Origin of the sequence: Cupriavidus sp. SIMBA_020, from assembly GCF_046535395.1 — a bacterium.
GTDB lineage: Bacteria > Pseudomonadota > Gammaproteobacteria > Burkholderiales > Burkholderiaceae > Cupriavidus > Cupriavidus campinensis.
In genome coordinates this window covers 565,497-591,507 of sequence record NZ_JAWRWU010000001.1, presented here as the reverse complement: position 1 = coordinate 591,507, position 26,011 = coordinate 565,497, and the positions used below count along the sequence as shown (strand labels likewise).

Annotated in this window: 25 protein-coding genes; 12 read left to right on the top strand and 13 right to left on the bottom strand. The window is 65.9% G+C overall.

Annotated features, from left to right (window positions below; translation table 11 throughout):
• The first annotated feature begins 9 nt into the window (after positions 1-9).
• Positions 10-633, top strand: a complete 624-nt coding sequence (gene ureG, locus SB751_RS02745) for an urease accessory protein UreG (protein ID WP_144201497.1) — start codon at positions 10-12, stop codon at positions 631-633.
• Positions 634-654: 21 nt separating this feature from the next.
• Here ureG and SB751_RS02740 read toward each other — a convergent pair whose 3' ends face one another.
• Positions 655-1,035 carry a helix-turn-helix domain-containing protein gene (locus SB751_RS02740; protein ID WP_092292459.1) on the bottom strand — a complete coding sequence of 127 codons (381 nt, stop codon included), beginning with the start codon at positions 1,033-1,035 and terminating at the stop codon, positions 655-657.
• Between the two features lie 289 nt (positions 1,036-1,324).
• Here SB751_RS02740 and SB751_RS02735 point away from each other — a divergent pair, with 289 nt between their 5' ends.
• Positions 1,325-1,978 (top strand): hypothetical protein, encoded by a 654-nt coding sequence (locus SB751_RS02735; RefSeq protein WP_144201495.1) that lies wholly within the window; start codon positions 1,325-1,327, stop codon positions 1,976-1,978.
• Between the two features lie 22 nt (positions 1,979-2,000).
• Here the strand turns inward: SB751_RS02735 and SB751_RS02730 are convergent, their stop codons facing one another.
• Positions 2,001-2,693: a glutathione binding-like protein gene (locus SB751_RS02730; RefSeq protein ID WP_144201493.1), complete on the bottom strand. Its 693-nt coding sequence runs from the start codon at positions 2,691-2,693 to the stop codon at positions 2,001-2,003.
• A gap of 211 nt (positions 2,694-2,904) precedes the next feature.
• Positions 2,905-4,167 (bottom strand): acyl-CoA dehydrogenase family protein, encoded by a 1,263-nt coding sequence (locus SB751_RS02725; protein WP_144201491.1) that lies wholly within the window; start codon positions 4,165-4,167, stop codon positions 2,905-2,907.
• A gap of 156 nt (positions 4,168-4,323) precedes the next feature.
• Here SB751_RS02725 and SB751_RS02720 point away from each other — a divergent pair, with 156 nt between their 5' ends.
• The 3 genes from SB751_RS02720 to SB751_RS02710 all read left to right on the top strand — a co-directional run bounded on the left by SB751_RS02720 (position 4,324) and on the right by SB751_RS02710 (position 8,745).
• Positions 4,324-5,265: a LysR family transcriptional regulator gene (locus SB751_RS02720; protein ID WP_144201489.1), complete on the top strand. Its 942-nt coding sequence runs from the start codon at positions 4,324-4,326 to the stop codon at positions 5,263-5,265.
• Positions 5,266-5,540: 275 nt separating this feature from the next.
• Positions 5,541-6,665 carry a CAP domain-containing protein gene (locus tag SB751_RS02715; protein WP_246119020.1) on the top strand — a complete coding sequence of 375 codons (1,125 nt, stop codon included), beginning with the start codon at positions 5,541-5,543 and terminating at the stop codon, positions 6,663-6,665.
• 163 nt (positions 6,666-6,828) lie between these two features.
• Positions 6,829-8,745, top strand: coding sequence for a gamma-glutamyltransferase family protein (locus tag SB751_RS02710; protein ID WP_144201485.1), 1,917 nt, complete (start codon positions 6,829-6,831; stop codon positions 8,743-8,745).
• An 89-nt stretch (positions 8,746-8,834) separates the two neighbouring features.
• Here SB751_RS02710 and SB751_RS02705 read toward each other — a convergent pair whose 3' ends face one another.
• The 4 genes from SB751_RS02705 to SB751_RS02690 all read right to left on the bottom strand — a co-directional run bounded on the left by SB751_RS02705 (position 8,835) and on the right by SB751_RS02690 (position 13,547).
• Entirely contained in the window at positions 8,835-9,836 is a 1,002-nt protein-coding gene (locus SB751_RS02705; protein WP_144196193.1) for a Bug family tripartite tricarboxylate transporter substrate binding protein, read from the bottom strand.
• A 192-nt stretch (positions 9,837-10,028) separates the two neighbouring features.
• Positions 10,029-11,105: a phosphotransferase gene (locus SB751_RS02700; protein WP_144196191.1), complete on the bottom strand. Its 1,077-nt coding sequence runs from the start codon at positions 11,103-11,105 to the stop codon at positions 10,029-10,031.
• A gap of 69 nt (positions 11,106-11,174) precedes the next feature.
• Entirely contained in the window at positions 11,175-11,954 is a 780-nt protein-coding gene (locus SB751_RS02695; protein WP_092292477.1) for an oxepin-CoA hydrolase, alternative type, read from the bottom strand.
• 69 nt (positions 11,955-12,023) lie between these two features.
• On the bottom strand, positions 12,024-13,547 hold the full coding sequence (locus tag SB751_RS02690; RefSeq protein WP_144196189.1) for a 3-hydroxyacyl-CoA dehydrogenase: 1,524 nt from the start codon (positions 13,545-13,547) through the stop codon (positions 12,024-12,026).
• Between the two features lie 177 nt (positions 13,548-13,724).
• Here SB751_RS02690 and SB751_RS02685 point away from each other — a divergent pair, with 177 nt between their 5' ends.
• The 4 genes from SB751_RS02685 (at position 13,725) to SB751_RS02670 (ending at position 16,733) form a co-directional block, all read left to right on the top strand.
• Positions 13,725-14,366, top strand: a complete 642-nt coding sequence (locus tag SB751_RS02685) for a glutathione S-transferase (protein WP_144196187.1) — start codon at positions 13,725-13,727, stop codon at positions 14,364-14,366.
• 209 nt (positions 14,367-14,575) lie between these two features.
• Positions 14,576-15,076: a PAAR domain-containing protein gene (locus tag SB751_RS02680; RefSeq protein WP_410747769.1), complete on the top strand. Its 501-nt coding sequence runs from the start codon at positions 14,576-14,578 to the stop codon at positions 15,074-15,076.
• Positions 15,077-15,079: 3 nt separating this feature from the next.
• Positions 15,080-15,691: a hypothetical protein gene (locus SB751_RS02675; RefSeq protein WP_144196183.1), complete on the top strand. Its 612-nt coding sequence runs from the start codon at positions 15,080-15,082 to the stop codon at positions 15,689-15,691.
• A gap of 742 nt (positions 15,692-16,433) precedes the next feature.
• Entirely contained in the window at positions 16,434-16,733 is a 300-nt protein-coding gene (locus SB751_RS02670; protein ID WP_144196181.1) for a hypothetical protein, read from the top strand.
• 240 nt (positions 16,734-16,973) lie between these two features.
• Here SB751_RS02670 and SB751_RS02665 read toward each other — a convergent pair whose 3' ends face one another.
• Both SB751_RS02665 and SB751_RS02660 read right to left on the bottom strand, forming a co-directional pair.
• Positions 16,974-18,146, bottom strand: coding sequence for a pyridoxal phosphate-dependent aminotransferase (locus SB751_RS02665; protein WP_144196177.1), 1,173 nt, complete (start codon positions 18,144-18,146; stop codon positions 16,974-16,976).
• A 59-nt stretch (positions 18,147-18,205) separates the two neighbouring features.
• On the bottom strand, positions 18,206-18,742 hold the full coding sequence (locus tag SB751_RS02660) for a putative toxin-antitoxin system toxin component, PIN family (RefSeq protein WP_410747768.1): 537 nt from the start codon (positions 18,740-18,742) through the stop codon (positions 18,206-18,208).
• 40 nt (positions 18,743-18,782) lie between these two features.
• Between SB751_RS02660 and yaaA the strand changes: the two genes are divergently transcribed.
• Complete coding sequence (gene yaaA, locus SB751_RS02655) at positions 18,783-19,568, top strand: peroxide stress protein YaaA (protein ID WP_144196173.1); 786 nt, start codon at positions 18,783-18,785, stop codon at positions 19,566-19,568.
• A 36-nt stretch (positions 19,569-19,604) separates the two neighbouring features.
• Positions 19,605-20,747, top strand: a complete 1,143-nt coding sequence (locus SB751_RS02650; protein ID WP_144196171.1) for a carboxypeptidase family protein — start codon at positions 19,605-19,607, stop codon at positions 20,745-20,747.
• A 59-nt stretch (positions 20,748-20,806) separates the two neighbouring features.
• On the opposite strand, the gene SB751_RS02645 is transcribed toward SB751_RS02650, so the two are convergent.
• The 3 genes from SB751_RS02645 to SB751_RS02635 all read right to left on the bottom strand — a co-directional run bounded on the left by SB751_RS02645 (position 20,807) and on the right by SB751_RS02635 (position 23,735).
• Positions 20,807-21,565 (bottom strand): BspC domain-containing protein, encoded by a 759-nt coding sequence (locus SB751_RS02645; protein ID WP_368013930.1) that lies wholly within the window; start codon positions 21,563-21,565, stop codon positions 20,807-20,809.
• 285 nt (positions 21,566-21,850) lie between these two features.
• Positions 21,851-22,723: an N-formylglutamate amidohydrolase gene (locus SB751_RS02640; RefSeq protein WP_144196170.1), complete on the bottom strand. Its 873-nt coding sequence runs from the start codon at positions 22,721-22,723 to the stop codon at positions 21,851-21,853.
• A 25-nt stretch (positions 22,724-22,748) separates the two neighbouring features.
• Complete coding sequence (locus SB751_RS02635; RefSeq protein ID WP_144196168.1) at positions 22,749-23,735, bottom strand: Bug family tripartite tricarboxylate transporter substrate binding protein; 987 nt, start codon at positions 23,733-23,735, stop codon at positions 22,749-22,751.
• A gap of 162 nt (positions 23,736-23,897) precedes the next feature.
• On the opposite strand from SB751_RS02635, the gene SB751_RS02630 reads away from it, so the two are divergent.
• On the top strand, positions 23,898-24,800 hold the full coding sequence (locus tag SB751_RS02630; RefSeq protein WP_410747767.1) for a LysR family transcriptional regulator: 903 nt from the start codon (positions 23,898-23,900) through the stop codon (positions 24,798-24,800).
• A 21-nt stretch (positions 24,801-24,821) separates the two neighbouring features.
• Here the strand turns inward: SB751_RS02630 and SB751_RS02625 are convergent, their stop codons facing one another.
• Positions 24,822-25,997, bottom strand: coding sequence for a vWA domain-containing protein (locus SB751_RS02625; RefSeq protein ID WP_144196164.1), 1,176 nt, complete (start codon positions 25,995-25,997; stop codon positions 24,822-24,824).
• Positions 25,998-26,011 lie beyond the last annotated feature (14 nt).

The window sequence follows — 26,011 nt, the reverse complement described above, 5'->3', positions numbered from 1 at the left end:
GCCACAAACATGACCCGAACCAAGAAAAATCCGCCCCTGCGCGTTGGCGTGGGCGGCCCCGTGGGCTCCGGCAAGACCACGCTGCTGGAAATGCTCTGCAAGGCCATGCGCGACCGCTATGACCTGGTCGCCATTACCAATGACATCTATACAAAGGAAGACCAGCGCCTGCTGACGATCTCCGGCGCGCTGCCGGCGGAGCGGATCATGGGGGTGGAGACGGGCGGCTGCCCGCACACGGCGATCCGCGAGGATGCCTCGATCAACCTCGAGGCCGTGGACCGCATGCTGGCGAAGTTCCCCGATGCCGACATCGTCTTCATCGAGTCTGGCGGCGACAATCTGGCCGCCACCTTCAGCCCGGAATTGTCCGACCTGACGATCTACGTGATCGACGTGGCCGGCGGGGAGAAGATCCCGCGCAAGGGCGGGCCGGGAATCACGAAGTCTGACCTGCTGGTCATCAACAAGACCGATCTGGCGCCGTACGTGGGTGCCTCACTCGAGATCATGGAAGCCGACGCCCGCAAGATGCGCGGGGAGCGGCCATTCGTGATGGGGAGTGTCAAGGCCGGGCAGGGGCTCGATCAGGTCATCGCCTTTATCGAACGCCAGGGCTTGCTGACGGTATAAGGTGCGGCGGGTGGGGCAGGCTCAGCGCGGCTGCTTGCGGGCCAGCGCGCGGGCTACGCCGGCCACCACGTCGCGCTCGAAATCGCTCAGTTCGGCCATGTAGCGCATCGTCGCCTGCACGGCCGGCGAGGTGTCGGCCTGATACGGCGAACGCGGCGCCTCCACGGGCGCGGCGGCGGTTTCGTGGCGCGAAAAATCCAGCATCTCGGGCGGTGCCACGCCGAGTGTGTCAGCTAGAGTACATATGTTATAAAGAGCCACATTACGTGTGCCGCGTTCGATGCCGCTGAGGTACGATCTTGCCAGACCGCTTTCCAGCGACAGGGCTTCCTGAGACCAGCCGCGCTGCTTGCGCAACCAGGTCAGATGTCGCCCGAACAGCTTGAGAGGGTCGCCTGTCATATGCTGCTTTGTGGATTTTAAGTCGCTCAGAGCCTAAGGGTTTGACCCAAGCGTCACGACAACCTATAGTTCGTCGTTCTATCGGTACCAGATCCGCATCATAAGGGATGTACCCAAAACGGGTACGGAAGCGATGGTATTACCGGACGGCACTTAAGCCGTACCGAAACGGGGCAGTCGCGCAGTGAGGGGGGAGATCGGCGGGCGGAAATCCGCGCCGCATCGTGGCCTGCCGCCATTGCGCATTCCGTGGGACCCATGCGTCCCAGGCTCCGTTTTGGGGAATGCCATGCAGATTTTTTCGTTTTTCGACGCCGGGTTGTGCGGTGCAACGCCGCCCCTGCCGGACTTTCCGGACCTGAGCGTCGGTTTACAGTTATGTGTCATTCCGGCAACGGCCGGGCTCGGTCACGCCTGCCACCACGTGTTCCTGCGTGCCGGCGACATGCAATCCGGCATCGTTTCCGCCCCGGCCGAGTGGTGGGCCTGCCTGCGCGGCGGCCTGCGCGTGCTGTCCGCCGGCCAGGAACTGGCCGCGCTGGCCGGGGGCGATGTCTTCACGCCCCAGTCTGGGCAGCCGGTCATGCTCCAGGCCGTGCTGGACAGCGTGCTGGTGCGCACCGTGCCGCAGGCCGGCAGCCGGCCCGGCACCCCGAGTTTCGTCGTGATCGAGCCCGGCGAGCCCGACTGGGCCCAGCGGCTGCACGCCCATGACACGATATGGGCCACCTGCTACCGCGGCACGCTGTGCCTGCAATGGCGTGCCACACGCGGTACGGCCGGCGTGCGTACCGTCTACCTGCAACCCGGCATGGCCTTCGCGCCGGAGCGTTACGACGACTACTGCATCGATGCCATGGTGCCCGGCGCGGGCCTGCTGTGCTGTGCGCGCTCGCCGGTCGGCGAAGCCGAACCTGCGCTCGTGCTGCCCCGGGCGGCCTGACGGCTGACCGGGATGCCAGCGATCAGCGGCGCTGGTACTGCGTGGCGCCGAACAGGATCTCGCGCTCCGCATCGGTCCGCATCGGCTTGCGCTCCTTGGCGAGCACTTCCACGCCGCGCTTCACGGCGGGGCGCTCGGCAATCTCGTTGAACCAGCGCTTGAGGTGCGGATAGTCGTCCAGCTCCACGCCCTGGTTCTGCCAGCTGCGCAGCCAGGGGAAGGTGGCGATGTCCGCCACGCTGTAGCTGTCGCCGGCCAGCCAGGGGTGCTGCGACAACTGCTTGTCGATCACGCCATAGAGCCGTTTGGCCTCGTTGGTGTAGCGGTTCACCGCGTACTCGATCTTCTCCGGCGCGTAGATGCGGAAGTGGTGCGCCTGGCCCAGCATCGGCCCCACGCCGCCCATCTGGAACATCAGCCACTGCAGGGCTTCGTACTTGCCGCGCACGTCCTCGGGCAGGAACTTGCCGGTCTTGCCGGCCAGGTACAGCAGGATGGCGCCCGACTCGAACAGCGAGATGGGCTTGCCGTCCGGCCCGTCGGGATCGACGATGGCCGGGATCTTGTTGTTCGGGCTGATCTTGAGGAAGTCCTCGCCGAACTGGTCGCCAGCACCGATGTTGATCGGATGGACCTTGTACTCGAGGCCGCATTCCTCGAGCATGATGTGAACCTTGTGACCGTTGGGCGTCGCCCAGGTGTAGACGTCGATCATGAGGGAGCGCTCTCCTGGCTGCTTCGGAAATGTTCGGAAAATTCCGATGGGGAAGGGGCCCGGCGACCAGCGTCGCCAGGGTCCGAGCGATTAGAGCACAGAAGAAATAAGCCTGCTGGCGGTGCGGTCATCGCAGCCGCACCAATGAAAAAACGCGCGGCCCACGGGCCGCGCGCTTCGGCAAACTACGACGTCCAGCAGTTGCCGTGGCTCAGGAGCCGCGTGTCACCGGCATCTGGATGCTGTCCGGGTTCAGGCTCATGTGCTTGGCCAGTTCCAGCTTGGCGATGGCGTTGCGGTGCACCTCGTCCGGACCATCGGCCAGGCGCAGCGTACGCTGGTGCGCCCACCAGTTGGCCAGCGGGAAGTCACCCGAGACACCTGCGGCGCCGTGCACCTGGATCGCCCAGTCGATCACGCGCAGCGCCACGTTCGGCGCCACCACCTTGATCATGGCGATCTCGGCCTTGGCCACCTTGTTGCCCACGGTGTCCATCATGTAGGCGGCCTTCAGCGTCAGCAGGCGTGCCATCTCGATGTCGCAACGGGCTTCGGCGATGCGCTCCTGCGTCACGCCCTGGCGGGCGATCTGCTTGCCGAAGGCCACGCGGTCCAGGCTGCGCTTGCACATCAGTTCCAGCGCGCGCTCGGCCACGCCGATACTGCGCATGCAGTGGTGGATCCGGCCCGGGCCGAGGCGGCCCTGGGCGATCTCGAAGCCGCGCCCTTCGCCCAGCAGGATGTTGGCAGCCGGCACGCGCACATTCTTGAGTTCGATCTCCATATGGCCGTGCGGCGCATCGTCATAGCCGAACACGGGCAGGAAGCGCTTGATCGTGATGCCCGGGGTGTCCGCCGGCACGACGATCATCGACTGCTGCTCGTGGCGGCCCGCATCGGGATTGGTCTTGCCCATCACGATGTAGACCTTGCAGCGGGGGTCGCCGGCGCCCGACGACCACCACTTGGTGCCGTTGATCACGTAATGGTCGCCATCGCGCTCGATGCGGCAGCTGATATTGGTGGCGTCCGACGAGGCCACGTCCGGCTCCGTCATCAGGAAGGCCGAGCGGATCTCGCCGCGCAGCAGCGGTTCCAGCCACTGGTCCTTGAGTTCTTCGGAGGCGTAGCGCTCCAGCGTTTCCATGTTGCCGGTGTCCGGCGCGGCGCAGTTGAACACCTCGGGCGACCAGGGCGCGCGGCCCATGATCTCGCACATCGGCGCGTATTCGAGGTTCGACAGCCCCTCCGGTGCCCGCTTGGAGCGCGGCAGGAACAGGTTCCACAGCCCGGCCTCGCGCGCCAGCGGCTTCAGTTCCTCGACCACCTTGGTGGGAATCCAGGCGTTGCCGGCTTCGCGGTTGGCCTGGATCTCGGCGTAGAAGCGCTTTTCGTTCGGATAGATATGCTTGTCGAAAAAGGCCAGCAGCCGGGCCTGCATGTCCTTGACCTTGGGCGTGTACTCGAATTGCATGGGGTCTCCTCGCTACATTCGGGGGTGTGACGGCAGGCATCGCTTGGGACGGATGCCGACTGGGGCCTACTCTAGCGGACTGCGCGTAATAAGAAAAATGAATTTTCTGGATTGGACAGTATCAATGTCCTGCATTTCCATGCCAGAATGCCTGCCATGCAGCTATCCCGGATCGACCTGAACCTCTTCGTGGTGTTCGATGCCATCTACAGCGAAGGCAGCATCACCGCAGCCGCGCGTCAGCTCAACCTGACGCAGCCCGCCGTCAGCCATGCGCTGGGGCGGCTTCGCACGCTGTTCGACGATCCGCTGTTCGAGCGGCGCGGGCAGGGCATGGCGCCCACGCCGCTGGCGCGCTCGCTGGCGGGCGAGGTGCGCGGCGCGCTGCAGTCGTTCGCGCGCACGCTGCAGGATACGCCGCACTTCGACCCCACCGCCACCACGCGCCGCTTCACCATCGGCATGCGCGACGCGCTGGAATCTACGCTGCTGCCGCCGCTGATGGCGCGTGTGACGGCCATGGCACCGCATGTGGAGATTGCGGCGATCCGCTTCGACCGCCGCGAGATGGAGTCCGAACTGCTCGCCGGCACGCTGGATGCGGCCATCGACATCCTGCTGCCGGTTTCCCCGGCGATTCACCATGCCGCGTTCATGTCCGATCCGATGGTGGTGCTGGCCCGGCGCGACCATCCGCTGGTGAAGAAGGAGCTGACGCTGGAGCGCTACCTCGCGGCCGAACATGTGCACGTATCGTCACGTCGGCGCGGGGCGGGGCTGGAGGATCAGGCGCTGCACCGAATGGGCCTGACGCGCCGCGTGCGGCTGCGTTGCCAGCACTATGCGGCGGCCTGCCGCGTGGTCAGCTGCACGGACCTGCTCGCCACCTTGCCGATGCGTTACGCGCGCATCGCCAATGAGCCCTACGCCAACCGGCTGCTGGCGCTGCCGTTCAAGGTGCCGGCGCTGGAACTGCATCTCTATTGGCATGCCGGCGGCGAGAACGACGGCGCCAACCGCTGGCTGCGCGAGCAGCTGATGGCGGTGATGACGTCGCTCGGGAACGGCATGGGCGACGTCCCGCCCGCCGACGCGTAACGCGTAACGCGTAACGCCTATTGCACCCCCGTGCGCCGCGCGCGGGTCACAACGTAAGGCATTGTTAGCAGGCTGGACGATGCGGGAGGCGCTCCCTAACATCGTCCCGTTCCACCTGCCCCGGACGTCTCATGCCCGCATGACACCGCGCCCCCGCGCGCGCGTCCACACCCGGCAGTCCCCTCCATCCACGACTACAGAGCCGCATTCCGATGCCAGGGAAACACTTGCGTAACGATTCCATGCCCTCCCGCGCGAACGCCTTCGCGCGACCCATGCCGATGACGATCCTGGCGGCCTGCGCCGCCCTCGCGCTCAGTGCCTGTGGCGGCGGCGGCGATGGCGCGCCCAGCGCCGGTACCAGCGCCGCTCCGGCAGCCGGTGGCGCCAATGCGAGCCAGGCGGCGTCCGGGCAGGCCCCCGGCGCCGGCCAGACGGCGACGCTCCCGGCCGGCGCCGACCGCGCCTGCTACACCGTCACCGGCAGCGCCCCGGCGCCGGTCACCGGCAGCGTGAGCCTGCTGCCGGCGCGCGGCACCGGGGTCTCGGGCTATCGCGTGCTGGACGACGCGCGCAGCGCCGGCCTCTGCTACGCCAACTATCGGCGCGAGCAGGTGGGCCTGCCGCCGCTGACCGCGCGCGACGCGCTCAATACCGTCGCCCAGAACCACACCGCCTACATGCTGGCCAACAACCTGCTCACGCACGACGAGCAGTCGGGCAAGCCCGGCTACACCGGCGCGGCGCCGAACGACCGCATCCAGGCCGCCTATCCGACCAATGCCACGGCCGAAGTCGTGGCGGCCGGCAACAAGTGGACCAGTGCGGCGGGCGCCAACCTGTCGATGACGCCGAAAGACGCGCTCGTGGCGGACCTCGTCAACGCGCCGTTCCACCGCGCCGCGCTGCTGGGCAGCTACGGCTCGGCCGGCAGCGGGTTTGCCGAAAGCGTGGGCGCCGGCAGCAGCGGCGGCACCACGGCCAGCTACTACCAGACCATCGACCTCGCCGATGCCAGCAAGGGCGGCGCGGACAACCAGATGGTGGCCTACCCGTACAGCGGCCAGGCCGATGTGCCGGCGAGCTGGGTCAACAACGAGAGCCCCAACCCGGCGCCGGCGTACGCAGGCCAGACCATGGGCTACCCGGTGTCGGTGCAGGCCATCAACACGTCGCTGACGTTCAATGCCGATACGTTCACCATCACCGACGCCGCCGGCACCAACGTGCCCTGCGAGAAGGTGGATGCGCGTACCTCGGGCATGTCGAGCTACGCGCGCGGGCTGGCCATCTGCACGCCGCGCGCCCCGCTGGCGGCCAAGACCCGCTACAACGTTACCGTCGGCGGCACGCTGAACGGGCAGGGCGTGAACCTGAACTGGTCGTTCACCACGCTGTGATGGCGGACTGACTATATGTATACGGGGTGGCGCCCGCCGCCCCGTCTCCGTGCCGGTCACCCCCGATCGGCTGATTGGCCCATCGGCCAATCAGCCGTTTACAAGCGCATTACCGGTCATCTGCGTCTACAATCGCCACAGCTTCCCCCCCAGGAGAGATGGCATGGCTCGCGCAGTGACGAAGACACCGGCAGTTTCCCCGTCAACCCCCTCCCTGCTGTGGCGCGGCACGCTGGCCGTGGCGCTCGCCGCCGTGCTGGCGGGCTGCGGCACTGCCGCCAAGGACGCCGGCACGCCATCGGCATCGAACGCGGCCACGACCGCGCCGGCGCAGGCGCCGGCGGCGGCCATGCCGCCTGCGCCGGAGGTCTCCTCGGGCTATCGGCCGGGCATGACCACCAGCTACGGGCAGAAGCACATGGCTGCCGCGGCCAATCCGCTGGCCACCGAGGCCGGGCGCGAGATCCTGCGCGCGGGGGGCTCGGCCATCGACGCCGCTGTCGCCATGCAGGCCGTGCTGACGCTGGTGGAGCCGCAGGCCACCGGCATCGGTGGCGGCGCCTTCATCATGTACTGGGACGGCAAGCGCGTGCAGGCCTACGATGGCCGCGAGACGGCCCCTGCCGGCGCCACCGAGAACCTGTTCATGCGCGCGGACGGCAAGCCGATGGAGTTCTCCGAAGGCCAGATCGGCGGCCGCTCGGTGGGCGTGCCCGGCGTGCTGCGCGCGCTGGAGATGGCGCACCGCCAGCATGGCCGGCTGCCCTGGGCGCGGTTGTTCCAGCGGGCCATCACGCTGGCCGAGAATGGCTTCCCGATGTCGCAGCGGCTCTACACACAGGTGGCGGCGGACAAGTTCATGATCGGCTCGTCGGAGATGGCCGGCTACTTCCTCGATACGCAGGGCAAGGCCAAGCCGGTCGGCACCCTCGTCAAGAATCCGCAACTGGCCAAGACCCTGCGCGAGATCGCCAAGGGTGGTCCGAACGTGTTCTATAACGGGCCAATCGCGCGGGACATCGCTGCCAAGGTCAACGGCCATGCCAATCCGGGCAGCCTGAGCACGGCCGATCTCAAGGGTTATCGCGCCAAGGAGCGCGTGCCGGTCTGCACGGACTACAAGCGCTGGAAGGTGTGCGGCATGCCGCCGCCGTCGTCGGGCGGTATCGCCATCGCCCAGATCCTCGGCACGCTGGAGGCGCTGGAGAAACGCGACCCGCGCTACGCGCTGGCCAGCCTGAAGCCGCAGCCGGTGAACACCCCGGCCCGCGTGGAAGCCGCGCCGCTGGCCGTGCACGCGATCTCCGAGGCCGACCGCCTGGCCTACGCCGACCGTGGTCTCTACGTGGCCGATGCCGACTTTGTGCCGGTGGACGTGGCCGCGATGGTCAGCCCCGCCTACCTGGCCGAGCGCGCCGCGCTGATCGGCGACAAGAGCATGGGCCGCGCCCAGCCGGGCACGCCGCCCGGGGTGCGGGTGGCGTTTGCGCCGGACCGCTCGCCGCCGCGTATCTCCACCTCGCAGATCGTGGCCGTGGACAACCGGGGCGGAGCGTTGTCGATGACCACCACCATCGAGTCGTACTTTGGCTCGCACATCATGGTGCGCGGCTTCATGCTGAACAACCAGCTGACCGATTTCTCGTTCACGCCGACCGAGAACGGCAGGCCGGTGGCCAACCGCGTGCAGCCGGGCAAGCGCCCGCGCTCGTCGATGGCGCCGACGCTGGTGTTCGACCGCCAGAGCGGCAAGCTGGTGGCGGCGCTGGGCTCGCCGGGTGGCTCGCAGATCATCGAGTACGTGTCGAAGACGCTGGTCGGCCTGCTGGACTGGGACATGGACGTGCAGGCCGCCGTGGGCATGGGCAACTTCGGCAGCCGCAATGGCCCGACCGAGGTGGAGAAGGGGCTGGTGACGCCGCAGTTGGTGGAATCGCTGCGCGGCATGGGCCACCAGGTGGCCGAGATCGAGATGACGAGCGGCACGCAGGCCATCGTGCGCAAGACGCTGCCGAACGGCAAGCCGGGCTGGGCCGGCGGCGCGGACCCGCGGCGCGAAGGGGTGGCGCTGGGGGAGTGAACCAGCCGGATTGATGGCGTAGGAAAGCAAAAGGGCGCGAAGATCGCGCCCTTTTGCTTGCTGCGTGGCAGCGGGGGGTGCGGGTGCCGTCAGCCGTCCAGCTTCACGCCTGCGGCCTTCACCACCTGGGCCCAGCGCTTTTCCTCGGTCGAGAAGAACTTGCTGGTTTCCGGCGGCGTCATGGTCACCACCTCGGCGCCCTGGCCGGCCAGTTGCGCGCGGATTTCCGGGGTGCGGATAATGCGGATCAGCTCGCTCGAGAGGCGGGCCACCAGCGCATCCGGCATGCCGGCCGGCGCCATCACGCCCTGCCACGTACCCGATTCGAAGTTCGCCACGCCTTGCTCGGCAATCGTCGGCACCTGGCCGACCAGCGCCATGCGCGTGCGCTTGGACACGGCCAGCAGCTTGAGCTTGCCGGCCTGCACCTGCGGATACGTCGCCAGCATCCCGTTCATCAGCACCTGAGCGGTACCACCCACGGTGTCCGCAATCGCCTGCGCGCCACCCTTGTACGGCACGTATTGCCAGGCCGCGCCGGTGGCTTGCTGCACCGCCACGCCCGCCAGGTGCGGCGCGCTGCCGATGGCCGTCACGGCGAAGTTCAGCGTCTGCTTGTGCGACAGGGCCACCAGTTCCTTGAGGTTGTTGGCCGGCACGGACGGATGCACCACCAGCAGGTGGGGCGAGTAGGCCAGCATCGCCACGCCCTTGAGATCTTTCTCAGGGCTGAAGCTCAGCTTGGTGTACACGGACGGGCTGATGGCCAGCGCGCCCACATCGCACAGCAGCAGCGTGTGGTTGTCCGTGCCGGCCTGCGCCACCATGGCCGCGCCGATGTTGCCGTTGGCGCCCGGGCGGTTGTCCACCACCACGGCCTGGCCCAGCGCTTCGCCGAGCGGCTTGCTGATCAGGCGGGCGATGATGTCCGACGAGCCGCCGGCGGGGTAGGGCACCACCAGCCGGATCGGCTTGGTCGGCCACTTGTCGGCGGCCCAGGCGGATGCCGGGGCGAGGATGCCAGAGGTGCCGAAGGCGCTCAGTGCAGCCAGGCCCGATGCCTGGCCAAGGAATTGGCGGCGAGTACTCATGCTATGTCTCCGAAAAGCTTTATCGTCTGTTGTCGTACAACATGGCAGCAGTGTAGACGCGATTTTGCCTTTGGTCATCAGGGTTATGGCTAGGGATAGTACTCGGTTGTCTGATGACATGCAGACAATTCACCCCCCAAAACGCACATCGCCCCGACGGTGCGGGGCGATGTCTGGCAGGAATATGCAGGATCAGGCGCCGGATTTCTGGGCGTAGGCCCAGCCCATTTCAGCCATCGGGCGGGCGCGCTTGCCGGCGTCCGTCGCCTGTGCCGACGACGCCGTGCCATCGACCACGCGCTTCATGATCCCCTGCAGGATGCCCGCGATGCGGAACATGCTGAAGGCGAGATAGAAATTCCAGTCGCCCGTGATCTGGCGGCCGGTGCGCTGTTCGTACAGGCGCCGGTAGGTGGCCTCGTCCGGAATGCCCAGCGCCTGGTAGTCGAGCCCGGCGATGCCCCGGAACTGGCCCGGCTGGATATGCCAGCTCATGCAGTGGTAGCCGAAGTCGGCCATCGGATGGCCGAGCGTGGACAGCTCCCAGTCGAGCACGGCCAGCACGCGCGGCTCGGTGGGGTGGAACATCAGGTTGTCGAGCCGGTAATCGCCATGGACGATGCTGGTCAACTCATCGGCATCGGCCGGGATGTGATTCGGGAGCCATGCGATCAGCTGGTCCATCGCCGGGATCGATTCGGTTTCGGACAGCTTGTACTGCTTGCTCCAGCGCTCGATCTGACGCTGGAAGTAGTTGCCCGGCTTGCCGTAGTCAGCCAGTCCGATCGCCTTGTAGTCCACCGAATGCAGCGCGGCGATGACGCGGTTCATCTCGTCGTAGATCGCGCCGCGCTGGGCCGGGGTCATGTCCGGCAGCGCCTGGTCCCACAGCACGCGGCCGCTGACGAACTCCATGATGTAGAACGCGCGGCCGATCACCGATTCGTCTTCGCAGAGCGCGAACATGCGGGCCACGGGCACGTCGGTCTGGGCGAGGGCGGCCATCACGCGGTATTCGCGCTCGATGGCATGCGCAGACGGCAGCAGCTTCGCCTTCGGCCCCGGCTTGGCGCGCATCACATAGGTCTGCCCGGGCGTGATCAGCTTGAACGTGGGGTTCGACTGGCCGCCCTTGAACTGCTCGATGGTCAGCGGGCCGGCAAAGCCCTCCACATGCTGGCGCATCCAGGTCTCGAGCGCGCCCACGTCGAAGCGCTGCTGGTCGGCCACGGGGCGGGTCCCTTCAAAATGCGAAACGTTGCTGCTCATGCTGTCTCCGGTCTGTCTTTTTTATGTGGCGATGGCGTCGGTGCTTCGGCGGGCGGTCTCTCGGCCCCTTCAGCGGTAGTTCGGCTTGCGCTTCTCCAGGAAGGCGCTGATGCCTTCGCCTGCGTCCGGGTGGTGGAGCGCGGTCACGAAGCTGTCGCGCTCGGCGGCCAGGTGCTCGGTCAGCGAGGCGCTGCCGGCGTGGTTGATCAGCGCCTTGATGCCCTGGATCGCGTTCGGCGATTCCTTGGCCAGGTTCTCGGCAAGGCGCAGTGCCTCGGTCACGGCCTGCCCCGGCGGCACCACGCGGTTCACGATGCCGAAATGCGCCAGCCGCGCCGGATCGACCGGCTTGCCATCCATCATCATTTCACTGGCGAGCTGGCGCGGCAGCATGCGGGCCAGTTCGTACGAGCCGCCGCCGTCCGGCGTCAGGCCCACCTTCACATAGGCCATGACGAACTTGGCGTCGCTGGCCGCCACCACGAAATCGCACGCCAGCACCAGCGAGAAGCCCGCGCCGGCGGCGGGGCCTTCCACGGCGGCGATGATCGGCTTGGGGAACGCGTGCAGCGTTTCGATCCAGTGATTGAGGATTTCGATGCTTTTGGCCTGTACCTCGGCCGGCTGGGAGCGGTTGCCGAGCAGCCGGTTCAGGTTGCCACCGGCGCAGAACACGCCGTCGGCGCCGGTCAGCACCACCGCGCGGATGGTGTTGTCGCGCGCCGCCACTTCCAGCGCTTCCTGGCTTGCCGCGTAGATGTCCGGATGCAGCGCGTTGCGCGCCTCGGGGTTCGAGATGGTCAGGACGAGCGTGGCGTCCACGCGTTGGGAAAGCAGCTGGGCGGTCATGGCGGCCTCTTGGTGGGCAATGCGGCAAGAAAAAAGGCGCCCCGTGTCTCGGCGGGGCGCCCGGGAGGATCAGGCTTCTTCGGTCAGCAGCGACAGGCCCAGGCCGGCCCGGCGCCACAGCCACGGGCTCGGGCGGTAGCGCATGTCGCCGGTCAGGCGGTCCAGGTTGTGCAGCACTTCCAGGATCTGCGCGGCGCCAATCGCATCGCCCAGGGCCAGCGGGCCCTTGGGGTAGCCCAGGCCGAGGTTCACGGCGAGGTCGATGTCGGTCGGCGTGGCGATCCGTTGCTGCGCGATGTCGCTGGCGATATTGACGATGCAGCCGATGATGCGCTGGGCGACGAAGCCGGCCGAGTCGCGGATCACGGTGACGGGCACGCCATCGCTGGCGAACAGGCCGTGCGCGGCGTCGCGGGCGGCGGCGCTGGTGGCCGGCGTGGTCATCAGCGTGCGGCGCTTGGTGGCTTCGAACGGCAGCAGGGTGTCGATGGCGACCACGCGGCTGGCATCGAGCCCTTCCTGCAGGGCGGTCGTGGTGGCGTCCAGGCCCAGCGGGGTGACCACGATCAGTGCGTCGGCGGACGGGGCGTTGCCGCCTTCCGGCGTCACGCCCAGCGCGGTCAGCAGCTTCACGGTCATGGCGTGGCCACGCTCATTGGCGCGGCTCACCCACACGCTGGCCGGGCGCGCATCGGGCACCGGCTTCGCGGCGGGCACCTGCTTCTGGCCGTCCGGGTAGGCGTAGAAGCCGGCGCCGGTCTTGCGGCCCAGCAGCCCGCCCACGTAGCGCAGCGCCGTGATCGGGGACGGGCGATAGCGCGCTTCCTGGTAGAACTGGTTGTAGATCGACTCCATCACCGGGTGCGACACGTCCAGCCCGGTCAGGTCCATCAGCTCGAACGGGCCCATGCGGAAACCGGCCTGCTCGCGCATGATGTTGTCGATATCGACGAACTCGGCCACGCCTTCCTGGGCGATCTTCAGCCCTTCGATGTTCATGCCACGGCCGGCGTGGTTGACGATGAATCCCGGCATGTCCTTGCAGCGCACCGGCGTGTGACCCATGCGGCGCGACAGCTCCATCAGCTGGTCACCGATGGCGGGGTTGCCCGACAGGCCGTCGATGACCTCGACCACCTTCATCAGCGGCACCGGGTTGAAGAAGTGGTAGCCCACCACGCGGCCCGGGTGCCTGGCGCCCACGGCGATGGCCGTGATCGACAGCGACGAGGTGTTCGACGCGATCACCGCGTCTTCCCGGACGATGGCTTCCAGCTTGGCGATCAGGTCGCGCTTGACCTCGAGCTTCTCCACGATGGCTTCCAGCACCATGTCGCAGCCGGCCAGGTCTTCCAGCGCGTTGCACGGCTTCACGCGGGCCAGCGCGGCCTCGCTGTCGGCGGCGCTGATCTTGCCCTTGTCGGCCAGCTTGGCGAACGTGTCCTGCAGGTACTGGCGCGCAGCGGCCACGGCTTGGGCGTTGACGTCGAACAGGTTGACCGTCAGGCCCGCCTGTGCGGCAATCTGGGCAATACCGCGGCCCATGGCGCCCGTGCCGACGATGCCGAGCGTTTGAATAGAGGGTTGGCTCATCGTTCGTCCAAAAAAGTTGTGGTTAAATTAGCACGATCGTACGATTTCTGCATCTTCCGCGACAGCGGGTAGGCTTACGTGGCGTGCGAAGATCGGCCAGGCGGGGGCGCCTCAAGCGTCCTCGGGTCTACATGGACGCGACCCGGACGATCCATTTCAATAACGGAGAGAGACGACATGCTGAAGCTCTGCGGCTTTGCCGCCAGCAATTACTACAACAAGGTCAAGCTGGCGCTGCTGGAAAAAAACCTGCCATTCGAGGAAGTGCTGGCCTGGATCGGCGAAACCGACCTGTCGGCGACGCCGCTCGGCAAGGTGCCCTACATCATCACCGATTCCGGGCCGCTGTGCGAATCGGAAACCATCGCGGAATACATCGAGGCGACTTATCTCCAGGCGCCGCTGCTGCCGCATGACGCCTACCAGGCGGGCAAGGTGCGCGAACTCGTCACCTTCATGGAGGTATATCTGGAACTGACCGCGCGGGAACTGTATCCGGAGGCGTTTTTCGGCGGCAAGGTGAGCGATAACCTCAAGGAGCGCCAGCGCCGCCTGCTGGACCGCTATATCCCCGGTTTCGCCAGGCTGGCGAAATTCTCGCCCTTCGTGGCTGGCGACACCTTCACGCTGGCCGACTGCGCCGCCATCTGCCACCTCCCGCTGGTGTCGTCCTGCACGAAAATCATCTACGGCGAAGACCTGCTGGCGGACCTGCCGGTCAAGGCCTACCTCAAGGCCATGTCCGAACGGCCGAGCGTGCAGAAGGTGAATGCCGACCGCAAGGCCAATACCGAGCTGATGCTGAGCCGCAACCGGTAAATCGCCGCAATTCACCGGATAAGCCTCGATCAGCATTTTCCCAGCGCCCCGCTTGCGGGGCGCTTTGCATTGGCAGGCCCGATGGGAAATGCGCCGCTCGGGATTTTCCGAGCGCTCACCATTTGGTGAAAATTAATCAGGATTCTTCTATATACGGCCGATTTTTTCGTCGGTTAGATGGCGGCTCATCTAACAACGAAGGGGCACGTATGGCGGGTCAAAAAGGCATCGTTCGCCGGGGTGATACGACGACACACGGCGGCAAGGTATTGGAGGGCGAGCCCACCTTCGTCTTCTACGGGGAACCGGCGGCAGGCGTCGGACACATGGTCTGGTGTCCACAGTGCAAGGGCTCCTTCCCGATCATCGAAGGCGATCCCACCTTCCAGGCCATGGGCCGCGCCATGGCGCTCGACGGCATGCTGACCGCGTGCGGCGCCCGGCTGATTTCCTCGATAGGCGCCCAGGCGACGGTCCGGCACCCGGTGAGCGGAACCTCGGCCGACCCGGCGCCCGATGAAGAAGACCGCTTCGACGACCGCTACGTCCTGCGCGACAGCGCCACCGGGGAGCCGCTGCCCAACACGGAATACGCGGCGGTCCGGGCGGGCGCCGAGCCCGAATTCGGCACGACGGACGAATCTGGTCGCACGCATCTGCTGGCCGCCCAGCAACGCGCCGACAACGTGACGATCTACGTCGAGGGGTAAGCGATGACCCAAACGCTGACTTCCCCGACCACGGGCAAGACGCTGGTGCGAGCCGGTGTCCGGGCGACTACGTTGACAAGGTTTGATGAAGCGAAGCCGATTCCTGTGCGGCGGGAGTTTATTGAGGTGGTGGTGTTTGATTCGAGGTTGCTTAGCCGTGGCTCGCAGTGGGGGCACGCTGCCATCGAAATTGACGGCACCGTCTACAGCCGTGCCCCAATATTATTCTTCAAGGGCGGGTACAGAAAATATCTGATTGGTAACACGAGGCGATGGAGAACCAAGCCAGACGGCACAATCGGAAAGGGCGTATATCGCGATGCCGTCGGGCTGCTGATGTGGGTATCTCTACGAGAGAAGGCCCTCATTAGAGACGAACTGGAAAGACGTGTGGCGGTCAATGCGAAATACTCATTATTCGATAATTCATGCAGCTCCAATGTTGCCGATGTGCTTGAGTTGGCCGGCATCATGGCGCGCGATCCGCGAGCGTTTGGCGAGCTGACACCGGTCATGCCCGCTGAATTACTCGGCGTATTGAAGAAGTCGAATCGTCTCGTCGAGACGCGAAACTATAAAAAGGGGTGGGAAGGTGGCGCGTCGGCAAACTGGTAAAGCCCGTCACTGGTGCGCCGTGGGGCTTGCCTGCATTGTTGGCGGAATGCTCTATGGATACTGGGCGGGCTATCGCATCCCTCTTAGCACTCACGTTGCGACAATACCCATCGAGCTATACGGAGATGCCGCTGGGATGGTTGAGCCCGTTGAATCCGTCATAGGTAACGTGCAGGCCGGTGAACGCTGCAGGTTTATTCAGGTGACCATTGCGGAGGAAATGATGTTCTCCTACCGGGTGAAGTGTGGGGATTTGGACGGATGGACTGACGCCGGTGGTGCATTTGCGCCGCGGCTAGATCCGTACGAACTGTTCTCACTGAAATAAAGGGGGGGAAGGTGGCGCGTTGGCAAACTGGTAAGGCGTGGCCATGGTTCGTCGCAGCATTGTTCTGCATCGTCTTGGCTCTGGGATATTGCAGCGGCTACCAAGTACCGATCAGAACGCATGTGGCGACGAAACCCGTCCCCCTCTACGGGAATCCCGAAGGAATGGTGCCTCCAGTTGCCCCCTTGGTTGGGGAAGTCGCACCCGGTGCGCGATGCAGGTTTGTGCAAATCGGCGTTGCAGCGGAAATGATGTACACCTACCGCGTGATATGCGGGGAACTGGATGGTTGGACCGAGGAGGCGTTTGCATTCGAGCCGGCTCTGAATTCCTATGAGCCAGTTCAACAGGAAGAATGGAGGGAAGGTGGCACGTCGGCAAACTAGTAGGGCAAGGCCGTGGTGGATTGCCTGGATGCTCGGTATCGCTGGAGCCACGCTCTGGATTTACTGCGAGTTTCTTGGATATCGGCTTTCGTTCAGGGAGCGCGTCGTCACGCAGCCCGTCAAGCTCTATACGTTAATTGAGGGGATGATCCATAACCCACCCAGCCCTGTTGCAGGGGAATTGAAGCCCGGTGAACGATGCCGCTACATTCAGGTCGGTTGGGAAATCATGATGCTGAATTATCGGGTCAGGTGCGGAGACATTGAAGGCTGGACCGATTCCCCCGACGCGTTCGAGCCAAATCTGCGCTCGGGCGAATGGTTCTAATGGCCCGCCCATGGCGGGTTGTCATGCTGGCTTGCGTGGCCGGGACACTGGCGCTTGGCTATCTCTTCGGATACAAGCTTCCCATCGTGCCCCACGTGGCCAAGGAGCCTGTGAAGCTATACCGGGACTTCGAAGGGCAGTGGTTCCCGGCTACGCGTTCGAGCCGCCTGTTACTGAGTACGTTCCTTTCTAACCCATGCAGCCCGGGAGCCGACCACGTTCCCGGGCCGCCGGAATCCCTCAAATCTTCGCCAGCCGATCCAGCGCCAACTTCAGCGTCTCTTCCTTCTTGGCGAAGCAGAACCGCACCACGCCCGATTCGCGCGGTTGGGAATAGAACGCCGACACCGGAATCGCGGCCACGCCGATCTCGCGCGTGAGCCACATCGAGAAATCGGCTTCGCTCATATCGGAAATCGCCGAATAGTCGACGCACTGGAAGTACGTGCCGTCCGAAGGCAGCAGCTTGAAGCGCGTCGAGGCCAGCCCGGTGCGGAAGTAGTCGCGCTTGGCCTGGTAGAAGCCGGCGAGGTCCAGGTACGGCGCCGGATCGGCCATGTAGTCGGCCAGCCCGAACTGCATCGGCGTGTTCACCGTGAACACGTTGAACTGGTGGACCTTGCGGAACTCGTTCGACAGCGCAGCCGGCGCGGCCACGTAGCCGACCTTCCAGCCCGTGACGTGATAGGTCTTGCCGAAGCTCGACACCACGAAGCTGCGGCGCGCCAGTTCCGGATGACGCGAGACCGACTCGTGCCGCTGGCCGTCGTAGACCATGTGCTCGTACACCTCGTCCGAGAGCAGCAGGATGTCCGTGCCGGCTAGCAGATCGGCCAGTTTCTGCATGTCATCGGCACGCCAGATGGTCCCCGTGGGGTTGTGCGGCGTGTTGATGAGGATCATCCGCGTCTTGGGCGTGATGGCGGCGGCGAGCTTGTCGAAGGGGATGCGGAACGCTGGCGCTTCAAGCGTGACGGGCACTGCGACGCCCCCGGCCAGTTCGATGGCGGGCAGGTAGCTGTCGTAGCAGGGCTCGAGCACGATCACTTCATCGCCCGGATGCACCGCGCACAGGATCGACGTCAGGATGCCCTGCGTGGCGCCGGCCGTGATCGTAATTTCCGTATTCCAGTCGTAGGTGTGGTCGTACAGCGTGGCGATCTTGCCGGCGATGGCCTGGCGCAGCGCAGGCACGCCGGCCATCGGCGGGTACTGGTTGTGGCCGGTGCGCATGGCGTGGGCCACGGCGTCGACGATGCGCGCGTCGCAGTCGAAATCCGGGAAACCCTGGCCGAGGTTGACGGCGTTCTTCTCGGCGGCCAGCGCCGACATCACGGTAAAGATGGTTGTGCCGACCTTGGGCAGGCGCGACAGCGGCGGGGTCAGGGGTGCGAGCGAGGATTCTGCGGACATGGCGCGGGAAGGTGGCAGGTTAGTGCAGGTTAGGGCGGGTTCAGGACAAGCGGGTCATTCTAGCGGGGATCGGCGCCGGCAGTGGATGCCGGGGCCGCCTCGGTCGCGGCGGCCAGCCAGGCGGCGAAGGCCGGCGGCGGCAGGATCTCCACGCCGCTCATGCGGCGCAGGCGGCTCCTGAGCTTCAACACGGCCTTGTCCTTGGACACCAGCAGCGCGGCGCGCGCGAAATGTGCCAGTTCGATGAACTTCTGGTCGTCGGTGTCGCGGCACTTGGGCAGCCGCACGGCGTCGAAGTCGGTCTGGTCCGGGGCGGGTTCGAGCGTGGCGAGCCGGTCCACCTGGGCCAGCGCGGCATCGATATCGACCGAAAACCGCGCGAATTGCGGGTAGGCCAGTACCCGGCGCAGCTCCTCCCGGCAGTCGGCGCGGATCACCGGGGCGATGGTCCCGGCGTCCAGCGCGGCGCGGATCGGCGCCACGTGGGGGTCCTGGAAGACGAGCAGGTCGACCCAGATATTGGAGTCGAGTACCACGCGGGGCGGCGGGGCGGCAAAAGCGACGCAAGGGGCGCCGGCGGTGGTGTCTGTGGGCATTCGCTACAATCTGGTCTTTGTTCCTGTCCGCGATTTTGCCATGCTCATCGTTCTGTCTCCTGCCAAGTCGTTGGATTACGAGACACCCCCGCGCATCAAGACCCACACGATGCCGCGTTTTATCGACCGTTCCGCCACGCTGATCGAGCGCCTGCGCCGGCTGGCGCCGCAGGACGTAGCCGCGCTGATGGACATCTCCGACAAGCTCGCCGTGCTCAACGTCACCCGCTACGCGGACTGGAGTTCCGAGTTCACGGCGGCCAACAGCAAGCAGGCGGTGCTGGCCTTCAATGGCGATGTTTACGATGGCCTGGACGCGAATTCGCTGTCCACCGACGACCTCGCGTTCGCCCAGAAGCACATTCGCATCCTCTCCGGCCTGTATGGCGTGCTGCGCCCGATGGACTGGATGCAGCCGTACCGGCTGGAAATGGGCACGCGGCTGGATAACGCGGCCGGCAAGGACCTCTACGCGTTCTGGGGCGACGACGTCACGACCCTCATCAACAAGGACATGGCCGACCTCAAGCACGAGGGCCCGGCCACGCTCGTGAACCTCGCCTCCGAGGAATATTTCAAGGTTGTACGACCCAAGGTGCTTGCCGCGCGCGTCATCACGCCCGTGTTCGAGGACTGGAAGGGCGGCCGCTACAAGATCATCTCGTTCCATGCCAAGCGCGCGCGGGGCACGATGGCGCGCTACGCGGTGACACACCGTGTGACCGAGGCCAGCAAGCTCAAGCGCTTCGCCGAGGACGGCTACGCCTACGACAAGGCCGCGTCGGACGACACCCGCTGGGTGTTCCGCCGCCGCCTGGAAGACTGATATAAGACCGATCGCTGACCGGAGAGCCCGATTCCCATGACCTCAGCCCTGCATATCTCCACGCTGTTCGATTCCGGTGCGGTCGAAGTCGAGGCGCTGGACCGTGCCGACGACATCCGCCTGCGCATCCGCGCCGACTCCCACGCCGATTTCCGCCAGTGGTTCCATTTCCGGCTGCAAGGGGCAGCGGGGCAGGCGTGCCGGCTCCAGTTCCTGAACGCCGGCGAGTGCACCTATCCCGATGGCTGGCGCGACTATCGTGCGGTGGCGTCTTACGACCGCGCGCACTGGTTCCGCGTGCCCACGCGCTATGACGGCGGCACGCTGACCGTCGAGTTCACGCCCGAGCACGACAGCGTGTGGCTGGCCTATTTCGAGCCGTATCCCGAGGAGCGCCACCTGTCGCTGCTGGCCACGTGCCAGCGCTCGCCGCTGGCGCGGCTGTCGCACCTGGGCAGCACCGTCGATGGCCGCGACCTGACCTGCGTGACCGTGGGCCAGCCGGGGCCGGGCAAGAAGACGGTCTGGATGATCGCCCGCCAGCATCCGGGCGAGAGCATGGCCGAATGGTTCTGCGAAGGCGTGCTCCAGCGGCTGACCGGCACCGGCATGTGGGCTGGCGATCCGGTGGCCCGCAAGCTGCTGGACCGGGCGGTGTTCCACATCGTGCCGAACATGAATCCGGACGGTTCCGCGCGCGGCAACCTGCGCACCAATGCCGCCGGCGCGAACCTGAACCGCGAGTGGATGCAGCCGAGCCTGGAAACCAGCCCCGAGGTGTGGCACGTGCGCCGCGCCATCGAGGCCACCGGTGTGGACCTGTTCTTCGACATCCACGGCGACGAAGGGCTGCCCTACAACTTCGTGGCCGGGAGCGAGATGCTGCCGGGCTTCACCGATGCGCAGCGCGAGCAGCAGGCACGCTTTATCGAAGCCTTCAAGCGCGCCACGCCGGACTTCCAGGACGTGCACGGCTACGCGGCCAGCAAGTACAACGCGGATGCGCTGAAGCTGGCGTCGAAGTACATCGGCCACACCTTCGGGTGCCTGGCACTGACGCTGGAGATGCCGTTCAAGGACAACGCCGACCTGCCCGACCCCGTGGTGGGATGGAACGGCGCGAAAAGCGCGCTGCTGGGCACGGCGATGCTCCAGGCGGTGCTGGAGTATCTGGAATAAAAGTCTCAGGGTAGGTTCCTCCCCTCCCCGCAAACGGGCGAGGGGAGAACCTCCAGCGCTTATTGCTTCTTCTTCGTCTTGGTTGACGTCTTCGTCGTCGATTTTGTCGACTTCGACGCCGATGTCGACGCCTTGGCGCTGCTCTTGCCCTTCTTCCTGGACGTCGCCTTAGGCGTGGCTACGGCCGGCGCGGCGGCTGGCTCGGCGATCACGTCGCCGTTGCTGTCGAGCAGCTCGTAGGCCAGCATCATCCCCTCGTCATAGCCACAGCGTACCCGCACGGGTTGCCATTGCGCCTCGCCGACACGCTTGTGCGCCGAGGCCGCGAACGTTACCACCGTATTCACCGGCACGGCCTGCTTGCCCTGCGAGAACCGGCCGCTCCACGGCTCCACCGTGGCCTGCCCGTTGCTCAGTGCGCCGGTGGGGATCTTGAGCGCGTCAAAGGTGGCCGAACGTGGCACCACCCAGCTGGCATGCGCGGCGCAATCGGCCACGTTGGGCGTCGCGTTCTCGGTCTTCATCAGTTGTTCGCGCATCCGGGTCCGGTACTCGGCCAGGCTCACGCGGCCCTTGTCGGGCAATGTCACGGTCTTGGTGGGCGGATTGGTATTGACGACGGGCGGGGGCTTGACAGTCGGAGTGGCGGAAGCGGGTGCGGTGCCGGTAGCGGCGGGCGTGGCGCCCGGGGCGGCGGCAGCGTCGGCCGCCTCATCGCCCGGTGCGGTGGCGCACCCGGCGAGGGCCAGCGCGCCTGCCACTGCGGCGGTCAGCATGCACAGCCGGCCACCAAACAGTTCGGAAATTCGTCGGATCACGGGATCGTCTTTGCTTGTTCAGCAAGGAGGGTTGGCGAAGGATTGCCATGATAGAGGAAAGCTCCGCGGCAAAGTTCCGAAATGTTGTTACCTTGCGTTCTAATTGCGCGTAACCGCAGCACAACCGCCGTGATCACGCAGCGTTCATGCGGGATCGGGGCGTTGCAATATCAGAAAAGGCGCACGCGGCGCAAGTCAGGCGAACCCCGAGGCAGTGCACGCGTTGGAATGATCCCCGCCCGCGAGCGCGGGCGGGAACGGTCAGGGCTGACCTTGGCGGAGACCTCAGGCGGTGCGCGTGAAGCGCAGGAGGTCGTCCATCAGCGCGTTGAGGTCGCGCTTGAGCTTGTCGAAGCCGGCGTTGGGCGCCAGGCCCACTTCGTCCATGTACAGCTTGCGATTGATCTCAAGCTGCAGGCTGTTGCGGTTGGCCTGGGGCTGGCCCACCACCCGCACGATCTCCACGCCCTTGTACGGATGGTTGCGCCAGACGTCGTAACCCATCTCCTTGAGCACGCCTTCCACACGGTCGGTGAAGCGCGTGTCGCAGGTGGTGCCGTCACGGTCGCCTACCACGAAGTCCGGGTGTTGCAGGCCCGGGTGCTCGGTCGCGTACTGGGCGGCCTCGCTCGGCATGGAATGGCAGTTGATGTGCCAGACCTTGCCGTGGCGCGCCACGCCCGCGTCCGCCAGCCGTTGCAGCTGGGCGTAGTAGGGCACGTAGTAACGGTCGATGCGGGCCTGGAGTTCGGCCACGCCAAGCTTGCGGTCGTAGATCGGCTCGCCGGTGTCCAGCACGCGCCAGACCAGGCCCTTGCCGAGGCGGGTCTTGGAAGTTTCCTGCTTGGCGCCGGGCCACGGCGCGTCCAGCAGGACTTCGTCGATCTCCTCCAGGCCACGGTTGGCGTCGAGGTAGCTGCGCGGGAAGCCGGCGCAGAGCAGCGGGATGCCGCGCCCGGGGGCGTCGGCGTAGAGCGCATCCACGAAGGTGTCTTCCGCCTGCCGCAGCAGCGGCAGGGGCAGGTTGCCGGCGTAGCGGAAGTCCGCCGGGTACGTGGTGCAGCTGTGCGGGGAATCGAGAAAGAGCGGGCTGCTCTCGCCTTCCGGCATGTGCAGGAAGTACGGGCTTTCCGCGGTCTTTCGGTCTGCTTCAGTCATGCTTTGCCTGGGTTTGTTCCGAGGTTTAGTCCAGGGAGATCTTGGCGGCGGCTGCCACGCGCTTGTTCTTGGCCACTTCGGTGGAAATCTGCTTGGCGAACTGCGCCGGGGTGTCGCCCACCGGGGTGGCGCCGAGCTTCTCGAGCTTGGCCTTCACTTCCGGCATGGCCAGCACCTTGATGGCGGCGGCGTTCAGCTTGGCCTGGATGTCGGCCGGCAGCTTGGCCGGGGCGATCAGGCCGAACCATGCGGAGTCATTCACTTCGCCCAGGCCCAGTTCGGCGAAGGTCGGCACGTTCGGCAGGGCAGCCACGCGCTTCGGCGCGGCCACGGCCAGCGCGCGGAGCTTGCCGCCTTCGATGAACGGCAGCGAGGAGGGCAGGTTGTCGAACAGCACCTGCACCTGGCCGGCCAGCGCGTCGTTCAGCGCCGGGCCCACGCCCTTGTACGGCACGTGCAGCAGTTCGGTGTGGCTGCTCATCTTGAACAGTTCGCCCATCATGTGCGAGACGCTGCCGTTGCCGGCCGAGCCATAGGCCATCTTGTTCGGCTCGGCCTTGGCCAGCGCGATGAACGACTTCATGTCGGTGGCCTTCACCCCCGGGTTGATGCTCATCACGTTCGGCACCGAAGCCAGGTTCGTGATGGTGGTGAAGTCCTTGGTGGCGTCGTATTGCAGGCGCGGGTACACGGCCGGGTTGATGCCGTGGGTCGAGGCGGTGGCGATGCCCAGCGTGTAGCCGTCCGGCGCGGCCTTGGCGAGGTAGCCCGTGCCGATGCTGCCGCCGGCGCCGCCGCGGTTATCCACGACCACGGCCTGGCCCAGTTGCTGGCCCAGCTTGTCGGCGACGATGCGGGCCACGATGTCGGTGGTGCCACCGGCCGGGAACGGCACGACCAGCGTGATCGGCTTGGTCGGATAGGTGCCCTGGGCAAAGGCGGGCAGGGTCAGGCCAGCGGCCGCGAAGGCGGTGGCGGCGGCAAGGGCTTGGAGCAGGGGACGGCGTTGCATCAGGTCGATTCCGAGGAGGGAAAAAGAAGGGAGAGAGGGGGAAGAGATCGAAAAGAACGGTTTTTCCGATTCTGCGCGTGCGTGCAATGGACTGGCAAACGAAATAAAATCCCCAGATCATTCCAATTGGTATTGAAGGGGGTCAGATTTGGGAGGTGAAGCATGCGCCGCTTATGTCCGTCGATGACGGAGTTGCAGGCCTTTGAAGCAGCGGCGCGCCACAACAGCTTTACCGTTGCCGCGCATGAGCTACACGTCACACAGGGAGCCGTGAGCAAGCAGGTGCGCAGCCTGGAGGCGTTCCTGGGCGTGGAACTGTTCGAGCGTGTCCGCCAGCGGCTGATGCTGACCGATGCCGGCGAGCGCTATCTGGAGCGTATCCGCCCGAGCCTCAACGAGATCGAGGCAGCCAGCGTGGAGTTGATCGCGCGACAGGGGCGCGGCGGCATCCTGCACATTGCCAGCATGCCCACGCTGGGCGCCAAGTGGCTGATACCGCGCCTGCCGCAGTTCTTCGCCCGGCACCCGGAGGTCACGCTGGAATTCGTGCCCCATGCCCAGGGCTACGATTTTTCCCAGCCCGATCTTGATGCGGCGATTCGTTTTGGCGATGGCGTCTGGCCGGGGAGCCTGGCCGACTATATGACCGGCCGCGAGGTGCTGCCGGTGTGCCGGCCCGGGTTGCTCGCCCAGGAGCCCGAAGGGGTGGCGCGTACGCCGGCAGCCCTGCTGCGCTACCCGCTGCTGCACCACACCACGGTGCCCGAAGCGTGGCCAGACTGGCTGTCCGAGCTGGGCGTTTCCACCCGCCAGGCCTGGAGCGGCGCCCGCTTCGACCAGTTCTCCCTGCTCACGCAGGCGGCGGTGTCGGGGCTGGGTATCGCGCTGATCCCGCGCTGCCTGATCGAGGAGGAGCTGGCCACCGGCACGCTGGTCGTCGCCCATCCGGCGCGCGTGCTGGCGAAGAAGGGCTACTACCTGTGCTACCCGGAACAGAAGGCGCACCTGCCGGCGCTGCAGACGTTCCGGGAGTGGGTGATGGAAGGGGTGGACGTGGTGGCGTGAGGCGGAAAGGCCGCGCCGGGACTACTTCGACAGCACCTTCATCGCCTGTTCCAGCCCGGCCAGGGTCACCGGATACATCCGGTTCTTCATGATCTGGTTGATCACCGTGATGGACTGCCGGTACTGCCACAGCCCCTCCGGCTCCGGGTTGAGCCAGACAAAGCGCGGGAACTGCTCGATCATCCGGTTCAGCCATACCGCACCGGCCTCGGGGTTGTTGTACTCGACCGAGCCGCCCGGCTGAAGAATCTCATAGGGGCTCATCGTGGCATCGCCGACGAAGATCACCTTGTAGTCCGGCGTGTACTTGTGGATCAGGTCCCAGGTGGCGATCTTCTCGGCATGGCGGCGCCGGTTGTTCTTCCACACGTAGTCGTACAGGCAGTTGTGGAAGTAGTAGTACTCGAGGTGCTTGAACTCGGTCTTGGTGGCCGAGAACAGTTCCTCCACGCGCTTGATGTGGTCGTCCATCGAGCCGCCGACGTCCATCAGCATCAGCACCTTGACCTTGTTGTGGCGCTCCGGCCGCAGCTTGATGTCGAGCAGGCCGGCGTTGGCGGCCGTGGAGTGGATCGTGTCGTCGAGGTCCAGTTCGGTGTCGGCCCCCTCCCGCGCGAAGCGGCGCAGCCGGCGCAGTGCCACCTTGATGTTGCGCGTGCCCAGCTCCACCTGGTCGTCGTAGTCCTTGTAGGCGCGCGCTTCCCAGACCTTGATCGCGGTGCGGTTGCCCTTGGACGGCCCGCCGATGCGGATGCCTTCCGGGTTATAGCCGCCATGGCCGAACGGCGAGGTGCCGCCCGTACCGATCCACTTGTTGCCGCCCTCGTGCTTTTCCTTCTGCTCTTCCAGCAGCTGCTTCAGGCGTTCCATGAGCTTTTCCAGCCCGCCCATGGCCTCGATCTTGGCCTTTTCCTCGGCGGACAGCTCGCGCTCGAGCGTCTTCTGGAGCCAGTCGAGCGGGATGTCGCTCTTCCAGTCCACCAGGCTCTCCACGCCCTTGAAATAGGCGGCGAAGGTCTGGTCGAACTTGTCGAAGTGCTTCTCGTCCTTGACCAGCGTCATGCGCGACAGGTAGTAGAACTCGTCGATCGACGGCGAGATGACCTGCGCGCGCAGGGCCTCCAGCATGGTCAGGTATTCCTTGACCGAGACCGGCAGCTTGGCGTGCCGCAGCGAGAAGAAGAAGTCGATCAGCATCGCATTTCCCTTAG

Excerpts from the sequence above, each read along its gene's own strand:
- ureG (WP_144201497.1), top strand. The coding sequence starts at position 10 with ATGACCCGAACCAAGAAAAATCCGCCCCTGCGCGTTGGCGTGGGCGGC.
- SB751_RS02740 (WP_092292459.1), bottom strand. The coding sequence starts at position 1,035 with ATGACAGGCGACCCTCTCAAGCTGTTCGGGCGACATCTGACCTGGTTG.
- SB751_RS02735 (WP_144201495.1), top strand. The coding sequence starts at position 1,325 with ATGCAGATTTTTTCGTTTTTCGACGCCGGGTTGTGCGGTGCAACGCCG.
- SB751_RS02730 (WP_144201493.1), bottom strand. The coding sequence starts at position 2,693 with ATGATCGACGTCTACACCTGGGCGACGCCCAACGGTCACAAGGTTCAC.
- SB751_RS02725 (WP_144201491.1), bottom strand. The coding sequence starts at position 4,167 with ATGCAATTCGAGTACACGCCCAAGGTCAAGGACATGCAGGCCCGGCTG.
- SB751_RS02720 (WP_144201489.1), top strand. The coding sequence starts at position 4,324 with ATGCAGCTATCCCGGATCGACCTGAACCTCTTCGTGGTGTTCGATGCC.
- SB751_RS02715 (WP_246119020.1), top strand. The coding sequence starts at position 5,541 with ATGCCGATGACGATCCTGGCGGCCTGCGCCGCCCTCGCGCTCAGTGCC.
- SB751_RS02710 (WP_144201485.1), top strand. The coding sequence starts at position 6,829 with ATGGCTCGCGCAGTGACGAAGACACCGGCAGTTTCCCCGTCAACCCCC.
- SB751_RS02705 (WP_144196193.1), bottom strand. The coding sequence starts at position 9,836 with ATGAGTACTCGCCGCCAATTCCTTGGCCAGGCATCGGGCCTGGCTGCA.
- SB751_RS02700 (WP_144196191.1), bottom strand. The coding sequence starts at position 11,105 with ATGAGCAGCAACGTTTCGCATTTTGAAGGGACCCGCCCCGTGGCCGAC.
- SB751_RS02695 (WP_092292477.1), bottom strand. The coding sequence starts at position 11,954 with ATGACCGCCCAGCTGCTTTCCCAACGCGTGGACGCCACGCTCGTCCTG.
- SB751_RS02690 (WP_144196189.1), bottom strand. The coding sequence starts at position 13,547 with ATGAGCCAACCCTCTATTCAAACGCTCGGCATCGTCGGCACGGGCGCC.
- SB751_RS02685 (WP_144196187.1), top strand. The coding sequence starts at position 13,725 with ATGCTGAAGCTCTGCGGCTTTGCCGCCAGCAATTACTACAACAAGGTC.
- SB751_RS02680 (WP_410747769.1), top strand. The coding sequence starts at position 14,576 with ATGGCGGGTCAAAAAGGCATCGTTCGCCGGGGTGATACGACGACACAC.
- SB751_RS02675 (WP_144196183.1), top strand. The coding sequence starts at position 15,080 with ATGACCCAAACGCTGACTTCCCCGACCACGGGCAAGACGCTGGTGCGA.
- SB751_RS02670 (WP_144196181.1), top strand. The coding sequence starts at position 16,434 with ATGCTCGGTATCGCTGGAGCCACGCTCTGGATTTACTGCGAGTTTCTT.
- SB751_RS02665 (WP_144196177.1), bottom strand. The coding sequence starts at position 18,146 with ATGTCCGCAGAATCCTCGCTCGCACCCCTGACCCCGCCGCTGTCGCGC.
- SB751_RS02660 (WP_410747768.1), bottom strand. The coding sequence starts at position 18,742 with ATGCCCACAGACACCACCGCCGGCGCCCCTTGCGTCGCTTTTGCCGCC.
- yaaA (WP_144196173.1), top strand. The coding sequence starts at position 18,783 with ATGCTCATCGTTCTGTCTCCTGCCAAGTCGTTGGATTACGAGACACCC.
- SB751_RS02650 (WP_144196171.1), top strand. The coding sequence starts at position 19,605 with ATGACCTCAGCCCTGCATATCTCCACGCTGTTCGATTCCGGTGCGGTC.
- SB751_RS02640 (WP_144196170.1), bottom strand. The coding sequence starts at position 22,723 with ATGACTGAAGCAGACCGAAAGACCGCGGAAAGCCCGTACTTCCTGCAC.
- SB751_RS02635 (WP_144196168.1), bottom strand. The coding sequence starts at position 23,735 with ATGCAACGCCGTCCCCTGCTCCAAGCCCTTGCCGCCGCCACCGCCTTC.
- SB751_RS02630 (WP_410747767.1), top strand. The coding sequence starts at position 23,898 with ATGCGCCGCTTATGTCCGTCGATGACGGAGTTGCAGGCCTTTGAAGCA.
- SB751_RS02625 (WP_144196164.1), bottom strand. The coding sequence starts at position 25,997 with ATGCTGATCGACTTCTTCTTCTCGCTGCGGCACGCCAAGCTGCCGGTC.